At 63.2% G+C, this 17936-nt stretch carries 21 protein-coding genes; 15 read left to right on the forward strand and 6 right to left on the reverse strand.

Annotation, left to right across the window (positions count from 1 at the left end):
* The first annotated feature begins 37 nt into the window (after nt 1-37).
* From ACXJ7R_RS09015 to ACXJ7R_RS09030, 4 genes are all read left to right on the forward strand, one after another.
* Complete coding sequence (locus ACXJ7R_RS09015; RefSeq protein ID WP_167392346.1) at nt 38-571, forward strand: MarR family winged helix-turn-helix transcriptional regulator; 534 nt, start codon at nt 38-40, stop codon at nt 569-571.
* Nucleotides 558-1277, forward strand: coding sequence for a response regulator (locus ACXJ7R_RS09020; RefSeq protein WP_457151536.1), 720 nt, complete (start codon nt 558-560; stop codon nt 1275-1277). Before ACXJ7R_RS09015 ends, ACXJ7R_RS09020 begins: the two co-directional genes overlap by 14 nt.
* Nucleotides 1278-1326: 49 nt before the next feature.
* The gene (locus ACXJ7R_RS09025; RefSeq protein ID WP_095090872.1) at nt 1327-2742 is read left to right on the forward strand and encodes an ATP-binding protein; all 1416 of its coding nucleotides are present in this window, start codon (nt 1327-1329) and stop codon (nt 2740-2742) included.
* Nucleotides 2743-3020: 278 nt separating this feature from the next.
* Nucleotides 3021-4043 (forward strand): glycosyltransferase family 4 protein, encoded by a 1023-nt coding sequence (locus ACXJ7R_RS09030; RefSeq protein ID WP_457151537.1) that lies wholly within the window; start codon nt 3021-3023, stop codon nt 4041-4043.
* A 144-nt stretch (nt 4044-4187) separates the two neighbouring features.
* Here ACXJ7R_RS09030 and ACXJ7R_RS09035 read toward each other — a convergent pair whose 3' ends face one another.
* From ACXJ7R_RS09035 to ACXJ7R_RS09045, 3 genes are all read right to left on the reverse strand, one after another.
* Nucleotides 4188-4547 carry a tRNA-binding protein gene (locus tag ACXJ7R_RS09035; protein WP_457151538.1) on the reverse strand — a complete coding sequence of 120 codons (360 nt, stop codon included), beginning with the start codon at nt 4545-4547 and terminating at the stop codon, nt 4188-4190.
* Nucleotides 4548-4697: 150 nt separating this feature from the next.
* Nucleotides 4698-5198, reverse strand: coding sequence for a YbjN domain-containing protein (locus ACXJ7R_RS09040; RefSeq protein WP_457151539.1), 501 nt, complete (start codon nt 5196-5198; stop codon nt 4698-4700).
* A 324-nt stretch (nt 5199-5522) separates the two neighbouring features.
* Nucleotides 5523-5825 carry an accessory factor UbiK family protein gene (locus tag ACXJ7R_RS09045; RefSeq protein ID WP_184874869.1) on the reverse strand — a complete coding sequence of 101 codons (303 nt, stop codon included), beginning with the start codon at nt 5823-5825 and terminating at the stop codon, nt 5523-5525.
* A gap of 161 nt (nt 5826-5986) precedes the next feature.
* Between ACXJ7R_RS09045 and ACXJ7R_RS09050 the strand changes: the two genes are divergently transcribed.
* The 8 genes from ACXJ7R_RS09050 (at nt 5987) to ACXJ7R_RS09085 (ending at nt 12412) form a co-directional block, all read left to right on the forward strand.
* On the forward strand, nt 5987-6247 hold the full coding sequence (locus ACXJ7R_RS09050) for a type II toxin-antitoxin system ParD family antitoxin (protein WP_457151540.1): 261 nt from the start codon (nt 5987-5989) through the stop codon (nt 6245-6247).
* The gene (locus ACXJ7R_RS09055) at nt 6244-6546 is read left to right on the forward strand and encodes a type II toxin-antitoxin system RelE/ParE family toxin (protein WP_457151541.1); all 303 of its coding nucleotides are present in this window, start codon (nt 6244-6246) and stop codon (nt 6544-6546) included. The genes ACXJ7R_RS09050 and ACXJ7R_RS09055 overlap by 4 nt, the downstream gene beginning before the upstream one ends.
* Before the next feature lie 81 nt (nt 6547-6627).
* Nucleotides 6628-7515, forward strand: a complete 888-nt coding sequence (lgt, locus tag ACXJ7R_RS09060) for a prolipoprotein diacylglyceryl transferase (protein WP_457151542.1) — start codon at nt 6628-6630, stop codon at nt 7513-7515.
* Nucleotides 7512-8600 (forward strand): class I SAM-dependent methyltransferase, encoded by a 1089-nt coding sequence (locus tag ACXJ7R_RS09065; RefSeq protein ID WP_457151543.1) that lies wholly within the window; start codon nt 7512-7514, stop codon nt 8598-8600. The genes lgt and ACXJ7R_RS09065 overlap by 4 nt, the downstream gene beginning before the upstream one ends.
* 132 nt (nt 8601-8732) lie before the next feature.
* Nucleotides 8733-9527, forward strand: a complete 795-nt coding sequence (pgeF, locus tag ACXJ7R_RS09070) for a peptidoglycan editing factor PgeF (RefSeq protein ID WP_457151544.1) — start codon at nt 8733-8735, stop codon at nt 9525-9527.
* Nucleotides 9527-10678 carry a M24 family metallopeptidase gene (locus ACXJ7R_RS09075; RefSeq protein ID WP_378982130.1) on the forward strand — a complete coding sequence of 384 codons (1152 nt, stop codon included), beginning with the start codon at nt 9527-9529 and terminating at the stop codon, nt 10676-10678. The genes pgeF and ACXJ7R_RS09075 overlap by 1 nt, the downstream gene beginning before the upstream one ends.
* A gap of 43 nt (nt 10679-10721) precedes the next feature.
* A complete protein-coding gene (locus tag ACXJ7R_RS09080; protein ID WP_457151545.1) occupies nt 10722-11321 on the forward strand; it encodes a hypothetical protein in 600 nt (199 codons plus the stop codon).
* 155 nt (nt 11322-11476) lie between these two features.
* Complete coding sequence (locus ACXJ7R_RS09085) at nt 11477-12412, forward strand: ribose-phosphate pyrophosphokinase (RefSeq protein ID WP_019860650.1); 936 nt, start codon at nt 11477-11479, stop codon at nt 12410-12412.
* Between the two features lie 18 nt (nt 12413-12430).
* Here the strand turns inward: ACXJ7R_RS09085 and ACXJ7R_RS09090 are convergent, their stop codons facing one another.
* On the reverse strand, nt 12431-13327 hold the full coding sequence (locus tag ACXJ7R_RS09090) for an SDR family oxidoreductase (RefSeq protein WP_457151546.1): 897 nt from the start codon (nt 13325-13327) through the stop codon (nt 12431-12433).
* A gap of 125 nt (nt 13328-13452) precedes the next feature.
* Here ACXJ7R_RS09090 and ACXJ7R_RS09095 point away from each other — a divergent pair, with 125 nt between their 5' ends.
* Complete coding sequence (locus ACXJ7R_RS09095; RefSeq protein WP_457151547.1) at nt 13453-14427, forward strand: AraC family transcriptional regulator; 975 nt, start codon at nt 13453-13455, stop codon at nt 14425-14427.
* A 22-nt stretch (nt 14428-14449) separates the two neighbouring features.
* On the opposite strand, the gene ACXJ7R_RS09100 is transcribed toward ACXJ7R_RS09095, so the two are convergent.
* Nucleotides 14450-15328: an AraC family transcriptional regulator gene (locus tag ACXJ7R_RS09100; protein WP_457151548.1), complete on the reverse strand. Its 879-nt coding sequence runs from the start codon at nt 15326-15328 to the stop codon at nt 14450-14452.
* A gap of 152 nt (nt 15329-15480) precedes the next feature.
* Here ACXJ7R_RS09100 and ACXJ7R_RS09105 point away from each other — a divergent pair, with 152 nt between their 5' ends.
* Both ACXJ7R_RS09105 and ACXJ7R_RS09110 read left to right on the forward strand, forming a co-directional pair.
* Complete coding sequence (locus tag ACXJ7R_RS09105; protein ID WP_457151549.1) at nt 15481-16725, forward strand: MFS transporter; 1245 nt, start codon at nt 15481-15483, stop codon at nt 16723-16725.
* A gap of 227 nt (nt 16726-16952) precedes the next feature.
* Nucleotides 16953-17702, forward strand: coding sequence for an SDR family oxidoreductase (locus tag ACXJ7R_RS09110; RefSeq protein ID WP_457151550.1), 750 nt, complete (start codon nt 16953-16955; stop codon nt 17700-17702).
* Between the two features lie 62 nt (nt 17703-17764).
* On the opposite strand, the gene ACXJ7R_RS09115 is transcribed toward ACXJ7R_RS09110, so the two are convergent.
* The coding region (locus ACXJ7R_RS09115) for an alpha/beta fold hydrolase (RefSeq protein WP_457151551.1) at nt 17765-17936 on the reverse strand (172 nt) is incomplete at its 5' end.

Below are 17936 nucleotides of genomic sequence, written 5' to 3' on the forward strand. Positions count from 1 at the left end.
TAGTACTGACATAATCTCTCTTTCAAGCGGAGAAATGATGACGGATCGAAGCCACGCAGCCGGGAAACCGATCAGGACGGCAATCACCGACGAGGACGGCATCGATTTCGCCATCATCGAACTGCTCTTCTTCGCCTATCGGGACTTCACCTCCGATCCGGATCAGATCCTGGCCGATTACGGCTTCGGCCGCGCCCACCACCGGGTGCTGCATTTCGTCAACCGCAGGCCGGGCCTGACGGTTGCCGAACTGCTCGACGTGCTGAAGATCACCAAGCAGAGCTTGGCGCGAGTGCTCAAGCAGTTGATCGACACCGACCATGTCGTGCAGTTGCAAGGTCCGCGCGACCGCCGGCAGCGCGAGCTTTATCCGACCGCCAAGGGCCGCGCGCTGGCGCTGGCGCTGGCGCGGCCACAGTCGCGCCGCATCCATGCTGCATTGGGAGATTCCGGGATAACCGAACGGACCCTGGTTGAACGGTTCCTCGAAGCGATGGTCAATCCGGAACTGAGAGCGCAGATCGACGTTGGGTCCGCAAAAATGTCAGGGAAAAGCCATGGAGAGCACTGAAAGGGTCGATCAGGCGGCCGCACCGGACGACGACGCGCCGCATTTGCTCGTCGTCGACGACGACACCCGCATCCGCAATCTTCTCAAGCAGTATCTGACCGAAAACGGCTTTCGCGTCACCGTCGCCGGCAATGCCGGCGAAGCCAGGCGCAAGCTTGCCGGCCTCGACTTCGATCTTCTGATCCTCGACGTGATGATGCCCGGTGAAACGGGCGTCGACCTGACCAAGTCGCTGCGCGCCGAAAAGAACGTGCCGATCCTGATGCTGACAGCGCTGTCGGAAACCGACAGCCGCATCACCGGCCTCGAAGCCGGCGCCGACGACTATCTGCCGAAACCTTTCGATCCGCGCGAGCTGATCCTGCGCATCAACAACATCCTGCGCCGCGGCGGTCCGGCGACAACGCCGAAGGTCGAGCAACTGGTCTTCGGCCCTTACACGTTCCAGATAGCCAGGCGCGAATTGAAGCGCGGCGGCGAGGCGCTGAAGCTGACCGACCGCGAGCAGGAGATCCTGGCGATCTTCGCCGCGCGAGCAGGCGAGACGATCCCCCGCCACGAGCTTGTCGGCGACGATTCGGAAGTCGGCGAGCGCACCATCGACGTCCAGATCAACCGGCTGCGCCGCAAGATCGAGCGCGATCCGTCCAATCCGGTGTGGCTGCAGACCGTGCGCGGTATTGGGTATCGGCTCAGCGTGGAATAGAATGCCGCCTGCGGCCGGTCGAACGGTTGCGGGCAAGCGAAAAGAGCGAATGGCAACCACGGAACTGCAACAGCCGGGCAATAACGGCTTGAGCGCACGCGCCGCGCGCACGCTCAAGGCGGTGCCGCGTGCCTGGAACCGGTTCTGGCGCCTCGTTTCGCTGTATATGCCGAAGCGGCTCTATGCCCGCTCGCTGATCATCGTCATCGCGCCGATGATCCTGCTGCAATCGGTGGTCGCCTTCGTCTTCATGGAACGCCATTGGGCAACCGTGACGCAGCGTCTATCGCAGGCCACCGTACGCGACATCGCCGCCATCATCGACATGATCGAAACCTATCCGCACGACGCCGACTACGCCAACATCATCCGGATCGCCCAGGACCGCATGCAGTTGAAGGTCGACCTCTTGCCGCCCGACCCGCTGCCCGCGCCCGGGCCCAAACCCTTCTTCTCGATCCTCGACGATGTTCTCTCGGCCGAAATCACCCGCCAGATCAACCGCCCGTTCTGGATCGACACGGTCGGCAATTCCAACATCGTCGAGGTGCGCGTCCAGCTTGAGGGCAAGGTGCTGCGCGTCTTCGTGCGCCGCAGTCAGGCCTATGCCTCGAACACTCACATCTTCCTGATCTGGATGGTCGGCACCTCGCTGGTGCTGTTGATGATCGCCATCCCCTTCCTGCGCAACCAGATCCGGCCCATCCTGACGCTCGCCGAGGCGGCCGAAAGCTTCGGCAAGGGCCGGCCGATGCCGCGCGATTTCCGGCCGCGCGGCGCCGAGGAGGTTCGCCGCGCCGGCTTTGCCTTCATTCAGATGCGCGAGCGCATCGAACGCCAGATCGAGCAACGCACCGCCATGCTGACCGGCGTCAGCCATGACCTGCGAACCATTCTCACCCGCTTCAAGCTGCAACTGGCGTTGGCCGGCGGCAAGGCCGAGACCAAGGCGGCGCTCGACCAGGACATCGACGATATGCAGTCGATGCTCGAAGGCTACCTCGCCTTTGCCCGTGGCGAAGCTTCCGAGGATGCCGGGCGGTTCGATCTCGAGGCCTATTTCCAGAAGCTCGACGAGGAAGCCGGATTGCGCAAGCGCAAGCTGTCGACGACGCTAGTTGGCGACCGTGATGTGCATGTGCGGCCGAACGCCTTTGCCCGGCTGCTGTCCAACGTCATCGGCAACGCCTTCCGCTATGCCAGGACGGTGGAGGTCAACGCCAACCATGGCCGCGGCTCGCTGCTGGTCACCATCGACGACGATGGCCCTGGTATCCCGCTCGACAGGCGCGAAGACGTCTTCAAGCCCTTCGTGCGGCTCGACGAAGCTCGCAACCTCGATGCCAGCGGCACGGGGCTCGGCCTGTCGATTGCCCGCGATATCGCCCGCAGCCATGGCGGCGACATCACCCTCGACGACAGCCCGCTCGGCGGCCTGCGCGCCGTCATCAAGGTTCCGGCCTGATCGGGGCATGATCTCGAAAAATGGAAACCGGCTTTCTCGGACAAACGGAAACTGTTTATCGAGATATCATGCTTAGCTAGACGACTGCTTCATCCGCCCGTCATGAAACCATGGTGAAGAGCGCGCATGAAGCGCGCGACTTCACTTGATTCGGCCTTGCCGCCTCACTTCGATCCCGTGCCCGCCCGGGTGCGCTGGAGCGAAGCGAGAGCCGCAGGCTGGTCGCCGTTCCGGCATCGTCTCAAGGCAACCGTCGACCTTTCGAGCAAAGGGCCGCCATGCGCATATTGATGGTCACCGACGCCTGGCGCCCACAGGTCAATGGCGTCGTCCACACGTTGGAACGGCTGACCGAGACGCTGAAATCCTTCGATGTCGCGGTGGATTTCCTGACACCCAACATCTTTCGCACGTTGCCCTTGCCGACCTACCCCGACATCCGGCTGGCGCTGACCACGCCCGGCCATGTCGCGCGCCTGATCGAAGCCGGCAAGGCAGACCATATCCACCTCGTCACCGAGGGACCACTGGGCATCATGGCGCGACGCTATTGCCGCAATGCCGGCCGGCCGTTCACCACCAGCTATCACACCCGTTTTCCGGAATATCTCAGCGCCCGCCTGCCGGTGCCAGAAAGCTGGGCCTATCGCTGGCTGCGCGATTTCCACAATTCCGGCCAGGGCACGCTGGTCGCCACGCAGTCGCTCGCCGACGATCTTGCCTCGCGTGGCTTCAACAAGCTTCGCCCCTGGACACGTGGCGTCGACACCGGCCATTTCCGACCGGACAAGAAGAAGGATCTCGGCTTTCCCGGCCCGATCTTCCTTTGCGTCGGCCGTGTCGCCATCGAAAAGAACCTCTCGGCCTTTCTCGACCTCGATCTGCCCGGCAGCAAGGTGATCGTCGGCGAGGGTCCGGAACTGGCCAAGCTGAAGGCAAAATATCCGCAAGCGCATTTCCTTGGCCATCGTCCCAATGACGAACTGGCCGAGATCTACGCCTCGGCCGACGTCTTCGTCTTCCCCAGCCGCACCGACACGTTCGGCAATGTCATCATCGAGGCGCTGGCCAGCGGCACGCCGGTCGCCGCCTATCCGGTGACCGGTCCGATCGACATCGTCGGCGACGGCTTTGGCGGCGCGGTGTCGACCGACCTGCGCGAGGCAGCACTCGCCGCCCTCAACGTCGACCGCGCCGAGGCGCGCGAACGCGCCATGCGCTACAGCTGGAAAGCCTGCGCCGAACTGTTTCTCGACACGGTCGAGGAAGCGCTGGGCATGCCGCGGAAACTGGCTGCCTGAGAAGTATCGCGGCCTCAGGATGTGTCGAGATTCAGATCAGGCCGAGCTGAGAATGGCGGGCTCCGAGAGCCGTTTGGTGCGTGAGCACCGGAAGCGCTGGAGACCGCCGTTCGCAAGCCGGCCTCACCTGAATATCAGCACGCCCTAAAAAAGCCGCCCGCCATCCGGCACCCGGCGCTCGATGGCGCCGAGCACCACGGCACCCTCTTCGTCGGGAAAGCCGAGCGTCAGCACTTCCGACATGAACGGGCCTATCTGGCGTGGCGGGAAATTGACCACCGCGAACACCTGCCGGCCGATCAGCGTCTCGGGCGTATAGTATTTGGTGATCTGGGCCGAGGATTTCTTGATGCCGATGTCGGCGCCGAAATCGATCTTAAGCTTGAATGCCGGCTTGCGCGCTTCGGGAAACGGCTCGGCCTCGACGATCGTGCCGGCGCGAATGTCGACACGATCGAAGTCGGCAAAACTGATGTCGGGCTTGCGCTCGCTGCTCGAACTCATCTCTGTCTTGTCTGCCTTGCCGTCGCTCTAGAGCATGATCCCGAAAAGTGGACCCCAGTTTTCTCGGACAAACGGAAGCCGTTTGTCCAGAGATGATGCTCAAACAATGAGATAGAGCCCCATCCCGATTCCATCGGGGTGGAACGGGCTCTAGGCGTTGCCGTAGGTCTCGAACAGCACGCCAGCCAGCGCGTCCTTAGCCGAGGTTTCCGACCAGACGACGAACTGGAACGCCTGGAAATAGCATTCGCAGGCTTCCAGCGCCGACGACAGCAGCACCTCGACCTGCTGGCTCGACGGCTCGACACCGCCGGCCAGGAGCAGCGACTGGCGGAACATGATCGCGCCTTCCTGCTCCCAGAGGTCGAAATGGCCGAACAGCATCTGTTCGTTGATGAGCGACAGCAGCCGCATCACTTCCAGTGCGCGGGCCTCCGGCACCTTGATGTCGAAGGCGCAGGCCAGGTGCRGCGCCYCGAAATCCTCCATCCACGAGAAGGAGACGTGATAGTCGGTCCAGCTGCCGGCAACCGAGATCGAAATCTCGTCATCACCGGCCCGCTCAAAGGACCAGTCGTTGTTGTGGGCCACCTGCTCGATAACATCCACCGGATGGATTTCGCGGGAGAATTCGAGTTCGAGAAGTTCCATGGAATGCTTCCTGTCGTTCTGAGGAGCGCCGCCACACGCTCCGCGGGAGGGCACACACAACGAACAATCTTGTCTAGAACTCGGACGGCCAGGACTTCTCGACGCAAAGACCCCCAGACCGGACCCCACCGCCCGGCCACATGACCCTGCTCCGAATCATGCAACAAATTCAGTCTATTGATCGGGAGTCGCGTGAACAGCCCAATTTTTCGCACTGCGTCATTCGCATGTGGAAAGCCGCTGTCACAAAGATTCATGCAACGCCGTTAAGCGATTCACGGCAAAGCGCTTTTCAGGATCGGGCTATGTGGAAAAGTTTAATGATTATTTTTTTGCGCGGGGCTTTGCCGCCGCCGCCGGTGCGGCCTGTCCGCTCAATTCGGCAAGCTTGGCCTCGAGCGCCTCGATACGCTCTGCAAGGCGGGTGTTTTCTTCCCGGGCCTTGGCGGCCATCTCGCGCGCCGCCTCGAACTCTTCGCGCTGCACCACATCCATGGTGTTGAGGATGCGTTCGGCCTGGCCCTTGAAGGCGGTCTCGACCTCGCGGCGCACGCCTTGGGCGGCCCCTGCGGCATCGGTCATCAGCTTGGCGAATTCATCGAGAATGCGGTTCGGTCCGGTCGACATGGCAAATCCTCGCTTGCTCGAATTGACGTAGTGGTGCTGCGCGCGGAATGCAAGAACGTTGAGGCCTGGTGAGGCATCAAGTCGGACACACCTTATCCAAAATTACTGGCAAGCCCGATCAATAACTATTATTATTCCAATGGTTTTGCAGGAGTACCGTCATGGCCATTAGCGCAGACTTGGGCAACCGTCTCGAAGAGATCGTGAACCAGCTTGTCAGCACCGGTCGCTACAATTCGAAGAGTGAAGTGCTGCGTGAGGGTGTTCGCCTCGTCGAAGAGCGGGAGAAGCGCCTTGCCGCCCTCGACGCAGCCCTCGCCAAAGGCATTTCGGATGCCGATGCCGGACGGATAAAGCCGGCCGACGAAGTGCTTGATCGACTGGAGGCCAAATACAGGGCAATGGTAGAGAAGAGCAAGTGAAACGGCTGGTCTTCACCAGCCAGGCTGAGGCAGACCTTGAAGCCATTGGCGACCACATCGCACTCGACAACCCGTTTCGTGCCATAACATTCATTCAAGAATTGCGCCGCGATTGCATGGAATTGCGCGCAATGCCGGAGCGATATCCACTTCTTGAGCCCCATCGATCCACAGGCATTCGTCGGCGCGTCCATGGCAACTATCTGATTTTCTATCGCGTCGGCTCAGACACAGTAGAGATACTGCATATCCTGCACGGCGCGATGGACCTTGGGGCGATCCTGTTCCCAGATAATTGACGACGTCCGCCTTGCCTTGACCCTGCCAAAACCCTGCCGCATGGTCCGCGCCCAAATACGATCGCAACCGAGAGTTCCCTGTTGAACGACAATTTCCTGCTGCCGCTGGCCTCCCTGCCCTTCCCCAACATCAACCCGATCCTCATCCAGATCGGGCCGCTGGCGGTACATTGGTACGGCGTCGGCTACATCGTCGGCATCCTGTTCGCCTGGTGGTACGCCAAGCGGCTCGCCGCCAATGCGAGGCTGTGGCCGAACGGCGTCCTGCCGATGAAGCCGGAGGACCTCGACGACTTCATCGTCTGGGCGGCCATCGGCGTCGTGCTGGGCGGCCGCACCGGCTACGTGCTGTTCTACGACCTGCCGCGCTACATCGCCCACCCGCTCGACATCTTCGCGGTCTGGCAGGGCGGCATGTCGTTCCATGGCGGCCTGCTCGGCGTCATCCTCGCCATGACGCTGTTTTCCATCAAGCGCGGCATCCGCACCTGGTCGCTGTTCGACGTGGTGGCGGCCGGCGTGCCGGTCGGCCTTGGCCTGGTGCGCGTCGCCAATTTCATCAATGCGGAGCTCTGGGGACGGGCGACCGACGTTCCATGGGGCGTTGTCTTTTGCAACGACCGAATTCAGCAGGCGCTGGCAGTTTGTCCAGCTGGCTTGGATCCACGCCATCCGAGTCAGCTCTACGAAGCCCTTCTCGAAGGTCTGGTGCTGTTCCTCGTCCTGCGCATCCTCACCCATTCGCGCCTCAAGCTGAAGACGCCGCGCTTCGTCGGCGGCGCCTTCATCTGCGGCTACGGCCTGTCGCGCATCTTCGTCGAATTCTTCCGCGAGCCCGACCAGCAGCTCGGCTATCTCCTTGGCACCAACTGGCTGACCATGGGCATGATCCTGTCGTCGCCGATGGTGCTGGTCGGCATCTGGGCGATGGTTACCGCCAAGTCGGTGCCACAACCGCAGCCGGCATGACACGGCTGAAGACCCGCATCGTCGGCCTTATCGAGGCGTCGGGGCCGCTTCCCGTCAACGAATACATGGCGATGTGCCTGTTCGACCCCGTGGACGGCTACTACACGACGCGCGAACCCTTTGGCGCGGCCGGCGACTTCGTCACCGCGCCGGAGATCAGCCAGATGTTCGGCGAACTCGTTGCCATCTGGCTCTACCAGGCCTGGCTTGCCAGCGGCCGGCCGCTGCCGGTCACCATCGCCGAGATCGGTCCTGGCCGCGGCACGCTGATGAAGGACATGCTGCGCACGCTGTCGCGACTTGATCCTGATCTGGCCAAAGGAGCCGGCTTTGCGATGATCGAAACCAGCCCACGCCTGACAGAGGTCCAGAAACAGACGCTTGGCACGACGCCGTCCGCGATCGATTGGCACGAAACCATCGACACGCTGCCGCAACAGCCGCTGTTCATCGTCGGCAACGAATTGTTCGATGCCGTGCCCATCCGCCAGTTCGTCCGCGCCGGCGCCGGCTGGCGCGAACGCGTGGTCGGTCTGGACGAGACCAGTGAGCTGCGCTTCTTCGCCGGCGCCGGCTCGGTCGACCCGACGCTGCTGCCTGACGACGCCACCGACGCGCCGCAAGGCGCGATCGTCGAGGTCGCGCCGGCACGCGCGGCCCTGATGGCGACCATTGCCGAACGCATAATTACGCATGGCGGAGCCGGCCTGTTCGTGGACTATGGCCACCTCCGGCCAGGTGTCGGCGACACGCTGCAGGCTCTGCGCAGGCACGATCACGAAGATGTGCTGGCCAATCCCGGCGAGGCCGACCTGACGACCCATGTCGATTTCGCCGCTCTTGCCGCAACCGTCCGCGCGCATGGGCTCGACGCCCATCTGTCGACGCAAGGCGGCTTCCTGCTCGGCATGGGCATTCTCGAGCGTGCCGGCCGGCTCGGCGCCGATGCCGACCAGACGGCGCGCGACAAGATCGCCGACGACGTCGAACGCCTCGCCGGCGCGCAAGCCATGGGCGAGCTGTTCAAGGTGCTTGCCGTGCTGCCGCGCGACATGGCCGTCCGGCCCTTTGCCACGGCGGATTGACTTTTCACTGCCGCCTCTCCCAATCTCCCGTCCGGCAAACAGCGTTCGAACCGCCAGCCGAACTCTGCCCCGCCTTCTTGTCGAAAAGCACTTCTCCTTGACGAAACCGCCCACACGGACAACAACGCCCGCATGCTGAATCAGACCAAACCGGATCCCGTTCGGTCGGCCCTGCTGGACAAGGCGCAGGCGCATGGCATCCGCCACGGCTATTTCACCCGCGTCGGCGGTGTTTCCAGCGGCATCTACCAGGGCCTCAACATCGGCACCGGATCGAATGACGACCAGGCGCTGGTCGCCGAGAACCGCAGCCGTGTCGCCGCCTGGATGGGCGTGCCGGCGAGCCATCTGCTGACTGCCTGGCAGGTCCATTCGCCCGATGTCATCATCGTGCGCGAGCCCTTTGCCGGCGAGCGGCCCAAGGCCGACGCCATCGTCACCGACCGGCCGGGCATTGCCATCGGTGCCTCGACCGCCGATTGCGGCCCGGTGCTGTTCGCCGATGCGCGGGCGCGCATCATCGGCGCCGCGCATGCCGGCTGGAAAGGCGCCTTCACCGGCGTGCTGGAAAACACCATCCTCGCCATGGAAAGCCTCGGCGCCAGCCGCGAAAACATCGTTGCCGTGCTCGGCCCTTCGATCGGCCCTGAAAACTATGAGGTCGGGCCGGAATTCGTCGCCCGTTTCGTCGAGGCCGACGCTGAGACCATCCGCTATTTCGTGCCCTCCGCCAACGCCGGCCATGCGATGTTCGACCTCAATCGCTACACGGTCGACCGGCTGGCTAAGGCCGGCGTGACGGCCGAGGGCCTCGGCCGCTGCACTTATGCCGAGGAAGATCTGTTTTACTCCTACCGGCGCACCACGCACCGCAAGGAGCCCGATTACGGCCGGCAGGTTTCGGCAATCGTTTTGGAGAAGCAATAATGGCGCTGCATTTTGAACGTTCGGAATTTGATGCGCGGCGCGACCGGCTGATGATCGAGATGGCCGAGAAGAAGCTCGACGCTATCCTGCTGTTCGCGCAGGAAAGCATGTACTGGCTGACCGGCTACGACACGTTCGGCTTCTGCTTCTTCCAGTGCCTGGTGGTCAAGGCCGATGGTTCGATGGTGCTGTTGACCCGGTCGGCCGACCTGCGCCAGGCGCGCCAGACCTCGATCATCGACAACATCGTCTTGTGGACCGATCGCAACGGCGCCAATCCGGCGGTCGACCTGCGCAATCTGCTCAACGAGCTCGACCTGCTCGGCGCCCGCATCGGCGTCGAATACGACACCCACGGGCTGACCGCCTACAATGGCCGGCGACTGGACGAACAGCTACAGACCTTTGGCCAGATCGCCGACGCGTCCGGCATCGTCGGCCGGCTGCGCCTGTTCAAGAGCCCGGCCGAAATCGCCAAGGCCGAGAAGGCCGCCAACCTTTCCGACGACGCGCTCGACGCAGCCTTGCCGCTGATCAAGCAGGGCGGCGACGAAGCGCTGATCCTGGCAGCCATGCAGGGGGCGATCTTTGCCGGTGGCGGCGACTATCCGGCCAACGAGTTCATCATCGGCTCCGGCGTCGATGCGCTGCTGTGCCGCTACAAGTCCGGCCGCCGCAAGCTCACCAAGAACGACCAGCTGACGCTCGAATGGGCCGGCGTCTTCAACCACTACCATGCGCCGATGATGCGCACGGTGCTCACCGGCAAGGTCTCGAAGCGCCATCAGGAGCTGTTCGACGCCGCCCGCGCAGCACTTCTGGCCGTCGAGAAGGCGATGACGCCTGGCAACAGCTTCGGCGACGTGTTCGACGCCCACGCCCGCACCATGGAGGCGCACGGCCTGACCAAGCACCGGCTGAACGCCTGCGGCTATTCGGTCGGCGCCCGCTTCACACCGTCCTGGATGGACATGCCGATGTTCTACCAGGGCAACCCCGAGCCGATCGCGCCGAACATGACGCTGTTCGCCCACATGATCATCATGGATTCCGACACCGAGACGGCGATGACGCTTGGCCGCACCTACCTGACCACCGAATCCCAGCCGAAGCCGCTGTCCCGCCATGATCTCGACTTGATCGTACAGTGAATCCACAATGGGAGGCGTGCTTCGCCAAGGAGTTAGAAGGCAAATGAGACGATCGCATGTGACGACCGTGTCATTGCTTGTGGCATTGGCTCTTGCCGCCTGCACCAACGCAAAGGACGTTCTCGAACCGTCAGCCATCACCCCGCCGGCGACCTCGACGCCGTCGACGCCCGGCGCCGACCCCGCCACCGCCATTGCGGGCAATCCCGCAACCACCACCACGCCGGTCACACCAGCCCAAAGTGCTGCCATCCTGTCGAAGACCCGCCTGCAGATCGCGCCGATCGTCGGTGCTTCGGTGGAGGCCGCCACGCCGCTGACGGCGGAATTGCAGACGCGCGCCAGGCAACGTGGCATCACGCTTGCCGGCAGCACCGACCAGACCGCGACCCATGTGCTGAAGGGTTATTTCTCGGCGATATCGGAAGGCAAGGACACCACCGTCATCTATGTCTGGGACGTCTACGACCCGGCCGGCAACCGGCTGCACCGCATCAACGGCCAGCAGAAGGCAGCTTCGACAAAATCCGGCGACAGCGGGGGCGGCGATAGCTGGAAAGGGGTCTCACCGGCGACTATGCAGGCAATCGCCGACCAGACCATCGACCAGTTCGCGGCCTGGCTCGGCGGCAAGGCGGGCTGAGGTGTTGCCCGCTGGCGATGGCGCGAGGCTTTCTTGAGATTAGCCGGCGGATTCCCGATCTCGGCGCTTGCAATACCGGCGCGGGCCGCTAAAAGCCCGGTTAAAAGGTGCAGGAGAGTCTGTCTGATCTCTCCATCCTCCACCAGGAACGGTGTATGAAACTCTTCGCGGGCAATTCCAACAGGGTGCTGGCCGAAGCGGTCGCCCGCTATCTCAACATCCCGCTGGGCAAGGCCAGTGTCAGGCGCTTCGCCGACCAGGAAATCTTCGTCGAAATCCAGGAAAATGTGCGCGGCGAGGATGTCTTCATCCTGCAGTCGACCTCGTTCCCGACCAATGATCACCTGATGGAACTGCTCATCATGATCGATGCCTTCATGCGCTCATCGGCCAAGCGCATCACGGCGGTGATTCCCTATTTCGGCTACGCCAGGCAGGATCGCCGCGCCTCCGGCCGTACGCCGATCTCGGCCAAGCTGGTCGCCAACATGATCACCCGCGCCGGCGTCGACCGTGTTCTGACGCTCGACCTGCATGCCGGCCAGATCCAGGGCTTTTTCGACATCCCGACCGACAATCTGTTTTCGGTGCCGGTCATGGCCCGCGACGTGAAGGCGAAGTACAAGCAGCTCGGCAATGTCGTGGTGGTGTCGCCCGATATCGGCGGCGTGGTGCGCGCCCGTGCGCTGGCCAAGCGCTTCGACGCGCAGCTGGCCATCGTCGACAAGCGCCGCGAACGTCCGGGCGAATCGGAAGTGATGAACATCATCGGCGCCGTTGCCGGCAAGGATTGCCTGCTGATCGACGACATCGTCGATTCCGGCGGCACGCTGTGCAATGCCGCCGATGCGCTGCTGGCCAACGGCGCCACCAGCGTCACCGCCTACATCACCCACGGTGTCCTGTCGGGCGGCGCCGTCGCCCGCATCAGCGGCTCGAAGCTGCAGGAACTGGTGATCACCGATTCCATCCAGCCGACGCAAGGCGTGCTCGACGCTCCCAACATCCGCGTCATCTCGATCGCCGACCTGATGGGTGAAGCCATCTCGCGCACGGCGACCGAGGAATCGGTGTCGAGCCTGTTCGACTAGGCCTGTCTCGAAACAGCTTCAAACCTCGAAATAACTCGGGCCTTCGAGGTCGGTAATCAACCCCGGCTGCGTCGGCTGCCATCCCAGCGCCTGCCTGGTCTGTTCGCTGGAAGCAGGCCAATCCATGCCGAAGAAGTGGCCGAGGAAGCCGAAATGGTCGGCTGCTTCCTCGTGGGTTTTGGAGACCACCGGCAGATTCAGCCGGCGGCCGATGATCTCGGCGATCTCCCGTGTCGGCACACCCTGATCGGCAACGCCGTGGTACCTGGCTCCTCCGGCCCCCTTCTCGAGCGCCAGCCTGAAGAGGGTGGCTGCATCGAGCCGGTGCACTGCAGGCCAGCGGTTCGCCCCATCGCCAAGATAGGCCGAAACGCCTTTTTGACGCGCGATCGCGATCAGCATCGGAACGAAGCCATGATCGCCGTCGCCGTGGACCGAGGGCGAAAGACGCACGGTCGAGGCGCGCACTCCGCGTGCCGCAAGCGTTTCGGCCGTCACTTCCGAAGCACGGGAATAGGAAGCGGATGGAGGAACAGGCGCGTCGTTCTCACTCGCCACGTGACCGGCCGGCGTCAGCAGCGCCAGTCCGGAGGTGACAAGCAAGGGCCGCTCTGAGCCTTCGAGTTCCGCCCCGAGCGTCTCGATGGCGCGCCGGTCCGCCTCGCAATTCGCCGCGAATTTCGAGAAGTCATGGTTGAAGGCGGTGTGGATGACGCCATCCGAAAGGGCCGCTCCACTGCGCAGGCTCTCCAGGTCCTCGATATCGCCACGATGCGCCTCGGCGCCCGCAGCGATAACCGACCTAGCGCCTGGATCCGAGCGGGCGAGGCCAAGCACCTGATGGCCCGCTCCAACGAGCTCCCGCACAACCGCTGAACCGACAAAACCGGTGGCACCGGTGACAAATACACGCATCGCGATTTCTCCTTTGTTTGCTCAAGGGCCGTATGGACAGCCCGTTGCCGATGGAGATACGGGATTGAGAAAATACGATCTATGCTGTAAAGTCCGTATTATCTTTGCAATCGTCCGGAATGCTTATGGATCCGCTCTCAGACGTGCTGTCGCTGCTGAAGCCGCGCAATTACCTGTCCGCCGGGCTGGAGGCCGGTGGCGACTGGTCGATCCAGTTCCCAGACCAGCAGGCAGCCATCAAATGCGGTGCCGTGGTGTCGGGCCGATGCTGGCTGTCCGTGGACAGCGTCGCGGATGCGGTGCGGCTGGAGACGGGTGACTGTTTCCTACTGCCGCGCGGGCGTCCTTTCCGCCTTGCCAGCGACATGGAGCTGCCATCGGTCGATGCCCGCACCATCTTTTCCCCCGCCCGCACCGGTGGCATCACCTTGCATAATGGCGGCGGCGATTTCCTTCTCGTCAGCAGCCGCTTTGCCCTATCCGGGAACCATGCCGGCATCCTGTTGCGGATGCTGCCGCCGATCGTCCACATCCGCAGCGACTCCGATCATTCGGCGCTGCGCTGGCCGGTGGAGCGGATGATGCAGGAATTGCGCGAGCGGCGGCCGGGTGGCTTTCTCATCGTCGAGCATCTGGCCCACATGATCCTGATCGAGGCCTTGCGCCTGCATATGGCCGAGGGCTTGAGGGGCGGCGTCGGCTGGCTGTTTGCGCTGGCCGACAAACAGATCAGCGCGGCGATCGGCGCCATGCATGAAGACCCGGCGCATGGCTGGACACTGCAGGCGCTGGCCGAGCGCGCCGGCATGTCGCGGTCGACCTTTGCGCTGAAATTCAAGGCGATGGTCGGCGCTTCCCCCATGGACTACCTGACGCGCTGGCGCATGCTCTTGGCCGGCGACAGGCTGGCGAGTTCCAGCGATCCTGTTTCCGTCATTGCACTGTCGCTCGGCTACGAATCGGAAAGCGCCTTCAGCACCGCCTTCAAGCGGGTGATGGGCTGTTCGCCGCGCCAACACAGCCGTGGCCGGCCACCGACTTCCGCCCCGCATGGCGAAGAGATCATCCGCACCAGCCTGCCCGAGCCGGTCGCGGGCTGAAGGGCCGCGCATAACGCCGAGATCATGGACTTTCCAATCGAAGCGCAGCGCTTGGCCGACGTATGCCTTCGCCGCTGTCACGCGCACCGCGCATGTAGCCGCGCGGCGACGCGCCCAGCATGCGCTTGAACATGGTGATGAAGGCCGGCACGCTGTCATAGCCGAGATCGAGTGCCACCCTGGTGATTGGTTCCCCATCGGCCAGCCGTGGCAGTGCTGCGAACAGGCAGGCCTGCTGCCGCCACGTCGACAGCGACAGGCCGGTCTGACGCTGGAAGGCGCGGGTGAAGGAACGGCGGCTCATGCCGGCGGCGTCAGCCCATTCGTCGATCGTCGCATGCGGCGAAGGGGCCGCCACGAAGCGCCGGCAGAGTGCCGCCAGCCTGGGATCGGACGGGAACGGCAGGCCGAGCGGCCGTTCCGGCAGGGTCGGGATTTCATGCAGCAGGAGATTCATGATCAGCCCGCCACGGCCTTCCAGCACGCCGCCCTGCGGCAGCTTCTCGGACTCCACGATCAGGCTGTGCATCAGGTCGGTGACACCGACCACACGCAAGCCTTCCGGCAGCCCCGGAATAGCCTGGGGCATGACATAAACCGAACGCATCGAGACATCGCCCAGCATCTCGACCGAATGCTCGGTGCCGGCCGGAATCCACATCGCGTGATCGGGCGGCACCATCCAGCGCCCATGCCGCGTCGTCACCAGCACGACGCCGACCAGCGCGTGCAGCAGCTGGTTACGGCTGTGGCGATGTTGCGGCACATGGTAGCCGTCGGGATATTCGGTCGGCAGCGCCACCGCCGGCCCGACTGCTTGCTCCAGCCACAGCCAGCGGCGCTCGTGCAATTGCTCGAGGTTGGCATTGCCCGCGTGAAAGATTTCCCTGCCGTGCGGCATTGGGTATGGCCCACTTGCGAAACTATTGGACCAAACCACGAAAGAAGTCGCGCCGCAAGCAGCTTATAAGGCAACCGTCCTAAGGCGGTCTGCAGGAGCGTCCGCCAGAACTGCCTGCGGGCGTGCCCGCCAAAAAGACCACGGAGCCTACCTTGACCGATACAACAGCCGCCAGCGTCGCGCCACCAGCGACCGTCAGTCACGCTTCAGCCCAGGCAACGGCCTTCACCGTCATCCTGGCGGTAAGCTTCTGCCACTGCATCAACGACATCATGCAGTCGCTGCTATCGGCCATCTATCCCTTGCTGAAAGAGAATTACGGCCTCGACTTCTGGCAGATCGGCCTCCTGACCTTCACCTTCCAGGTGACCGCATCGCTGCTGCAGCCAGTGATTGGCATGGTCACCGACAAGCGGCCGATGCCCTATTCGCTGCCCTATGGCATGGCGTCGTCGTTGATCGGCCTGGTCGTGCTCGCCTATGCCGGGCACTATTCTCTGCTGCTGATCGGCGCCTCGCTGATCGGCATCGGCTCGGCGATCTTCCATCCGGAATCCTCGCGCATCGCCCGCTTCGCGTCCGGCGGCCGCTTCGGCCTCGCGCAGTCGCTGTTCCAGGTCGGCGGCAATTTCGGCCAGTCGATGGGACCGCTGCTGGCTGCCTTCATCGTCGTGCCGTTCGGCCAGACCAGCATCTCATGGTTCGCCGTCGGCTCGCTGATCGGCATCATCGTGCTGTGGCAGGTCGGCGGCTGGTACAGCCGCCTGCGTGCCGCACAGGGCAACCGCAAGACGGCAACCTTCGTCTCGCCTTTCCCGCGCCGCAAGGTGATGAATGCATTGATCGTGCTGACCCTGCTGGTGTTGAGCAAGAACGCCTACATCGCCAGCCTCGCCAGCTACTACACCTTCTATTCCATCCATAAATTCGGCGTTTCCGTGCAGATGTCGCAGGTCATGCTGTTCCTGTTCCTCGGCTCCTCGGCACTCGGCATCCTGCTTGGCGGCCCGTTCGGCGACCGCTACGGGCAGAAGGCGATGATCTGGTTCTCGATCGTCGGCGTGCTGCCYTTCACGCTGGCCCTGCCCTACGCCAACCTCGAATGGACGATGGTGCTGACGGTGCTGATCGGCCTGATCCTGTCGTCGGCCTTCTCCAACATCGTCGTCTTTGCGCAGGAGCTGGTGCCGGGACGTGTCGGCATGATTGCCGGCATCTTCTTCGGCTTCGCCTTCGGCATGGGCGGCATCGCGGCCGCCGTGCTTGGCGTTGTCGCCGACATGAAGGGCATCGAGTTCGTCTTCCAGATCTGCTCGTATCTGCCACTGCTCGGCCTGCTGACGGTGTTCCTGCCGAACATGCGGGAAGCCAGGAAGGCGGAGGCGGCGATCAGCTGATATCAGCCAGTCTTCAGGATTTTGACGTGAGGGCGTGGCAGCTGCCACGCCCTCAATGATTCTTTCGTCATTCGCGGGATATAGGCCTGTTGTTGTTCGAAACACGTGCAACAAATGGCGCCGACGGCAAGGCTGGGTCAGCGGACGCTTTCACGTTGAAAGTAAAGTACCGGGCTCGGCGCGACTGATCAGTGCGCAGCGCTCCGCGTCAGGAAAGGCAATCTGTTATGTCCAGGCTTAAAGACAAGGTCGCGCTGATTACGGGTGGCACCAGCGGCATCGGCCTGGTGACGGCGCAACGTTTCATTGAGGAAGGCGCGCGCGTCGCCATTACCGGCACCAATGCGGGCCGTCTCGAGGAGGCGCGCAACATCTTGGGCAGCGATGTGCTTGTCATCGCCTCCGACGCCGGAGATGCCGCCGCCCAAAGCGACATTGCCGGGCGGATCGGCGAAACCTTCGGCAAGCTCGACGCTCTCTTCCTCAACGCCGGCATCGCCGATCTGCGGCCGCTTGGCGACTGGACCGAGGCAGCGTTCGACAGGAGCATCAATGTCGACCTCAAGGGACCGTACTTCCTGGTCAAGGCGCTCGTTCCCCTGTTTTCGAACCCGTCATCGATCATCCTCAGCGGCTCGGTCAACGCGCATATGGGAATGGCAGGAACGCATGTCTATTCGCTGGCCAAGGCTGGCATGATTTCGCTGGCGCGGACGCTGTCGGGCGAACTGATAGGGCGCGGCATTCGCGCCAATGTAATCAGCCCGGGCCCGATCGACACGCCGCTCAATGACAAACTTGGGTTGGATCCGGCAGCGGCGAAGGCCCGTGCGAAAGCGGTGGTCGGCCTGGTCCCCGCGGGCCGTTTCGGAACCGCCGAGGAAATTGCCAATGCGGTGGTGTTTCTGGCTTCGGACGAATGCCCGTTCATGGTCGGTGCGGAAATGCTGATCGACGGCGGCTTGAGCATCGCCTGAGATCGGCAGGGCCTTAGCACCCGCCAGATGGCGGGTGCTTTTGTCTGTGACGTCGAAATATCCTACGCCTTGAAGAAGGCCAGCAGGTCGGCGTTGATGATGTCGGCATGGGTCGTGGCCATRCCATGCGGGAAGCCCTTGTAGACCTTGAGCTCGCCCTTCTTCAGCAGCTTGATGCTCAGCAGTGCCGAGTCGGCGATTGGGACGATCTGGTCGTCGTCACCGTGCATGACC

This window comes from Mesorhizobium sp. P5_C1, from assembly GCF_054049815.1.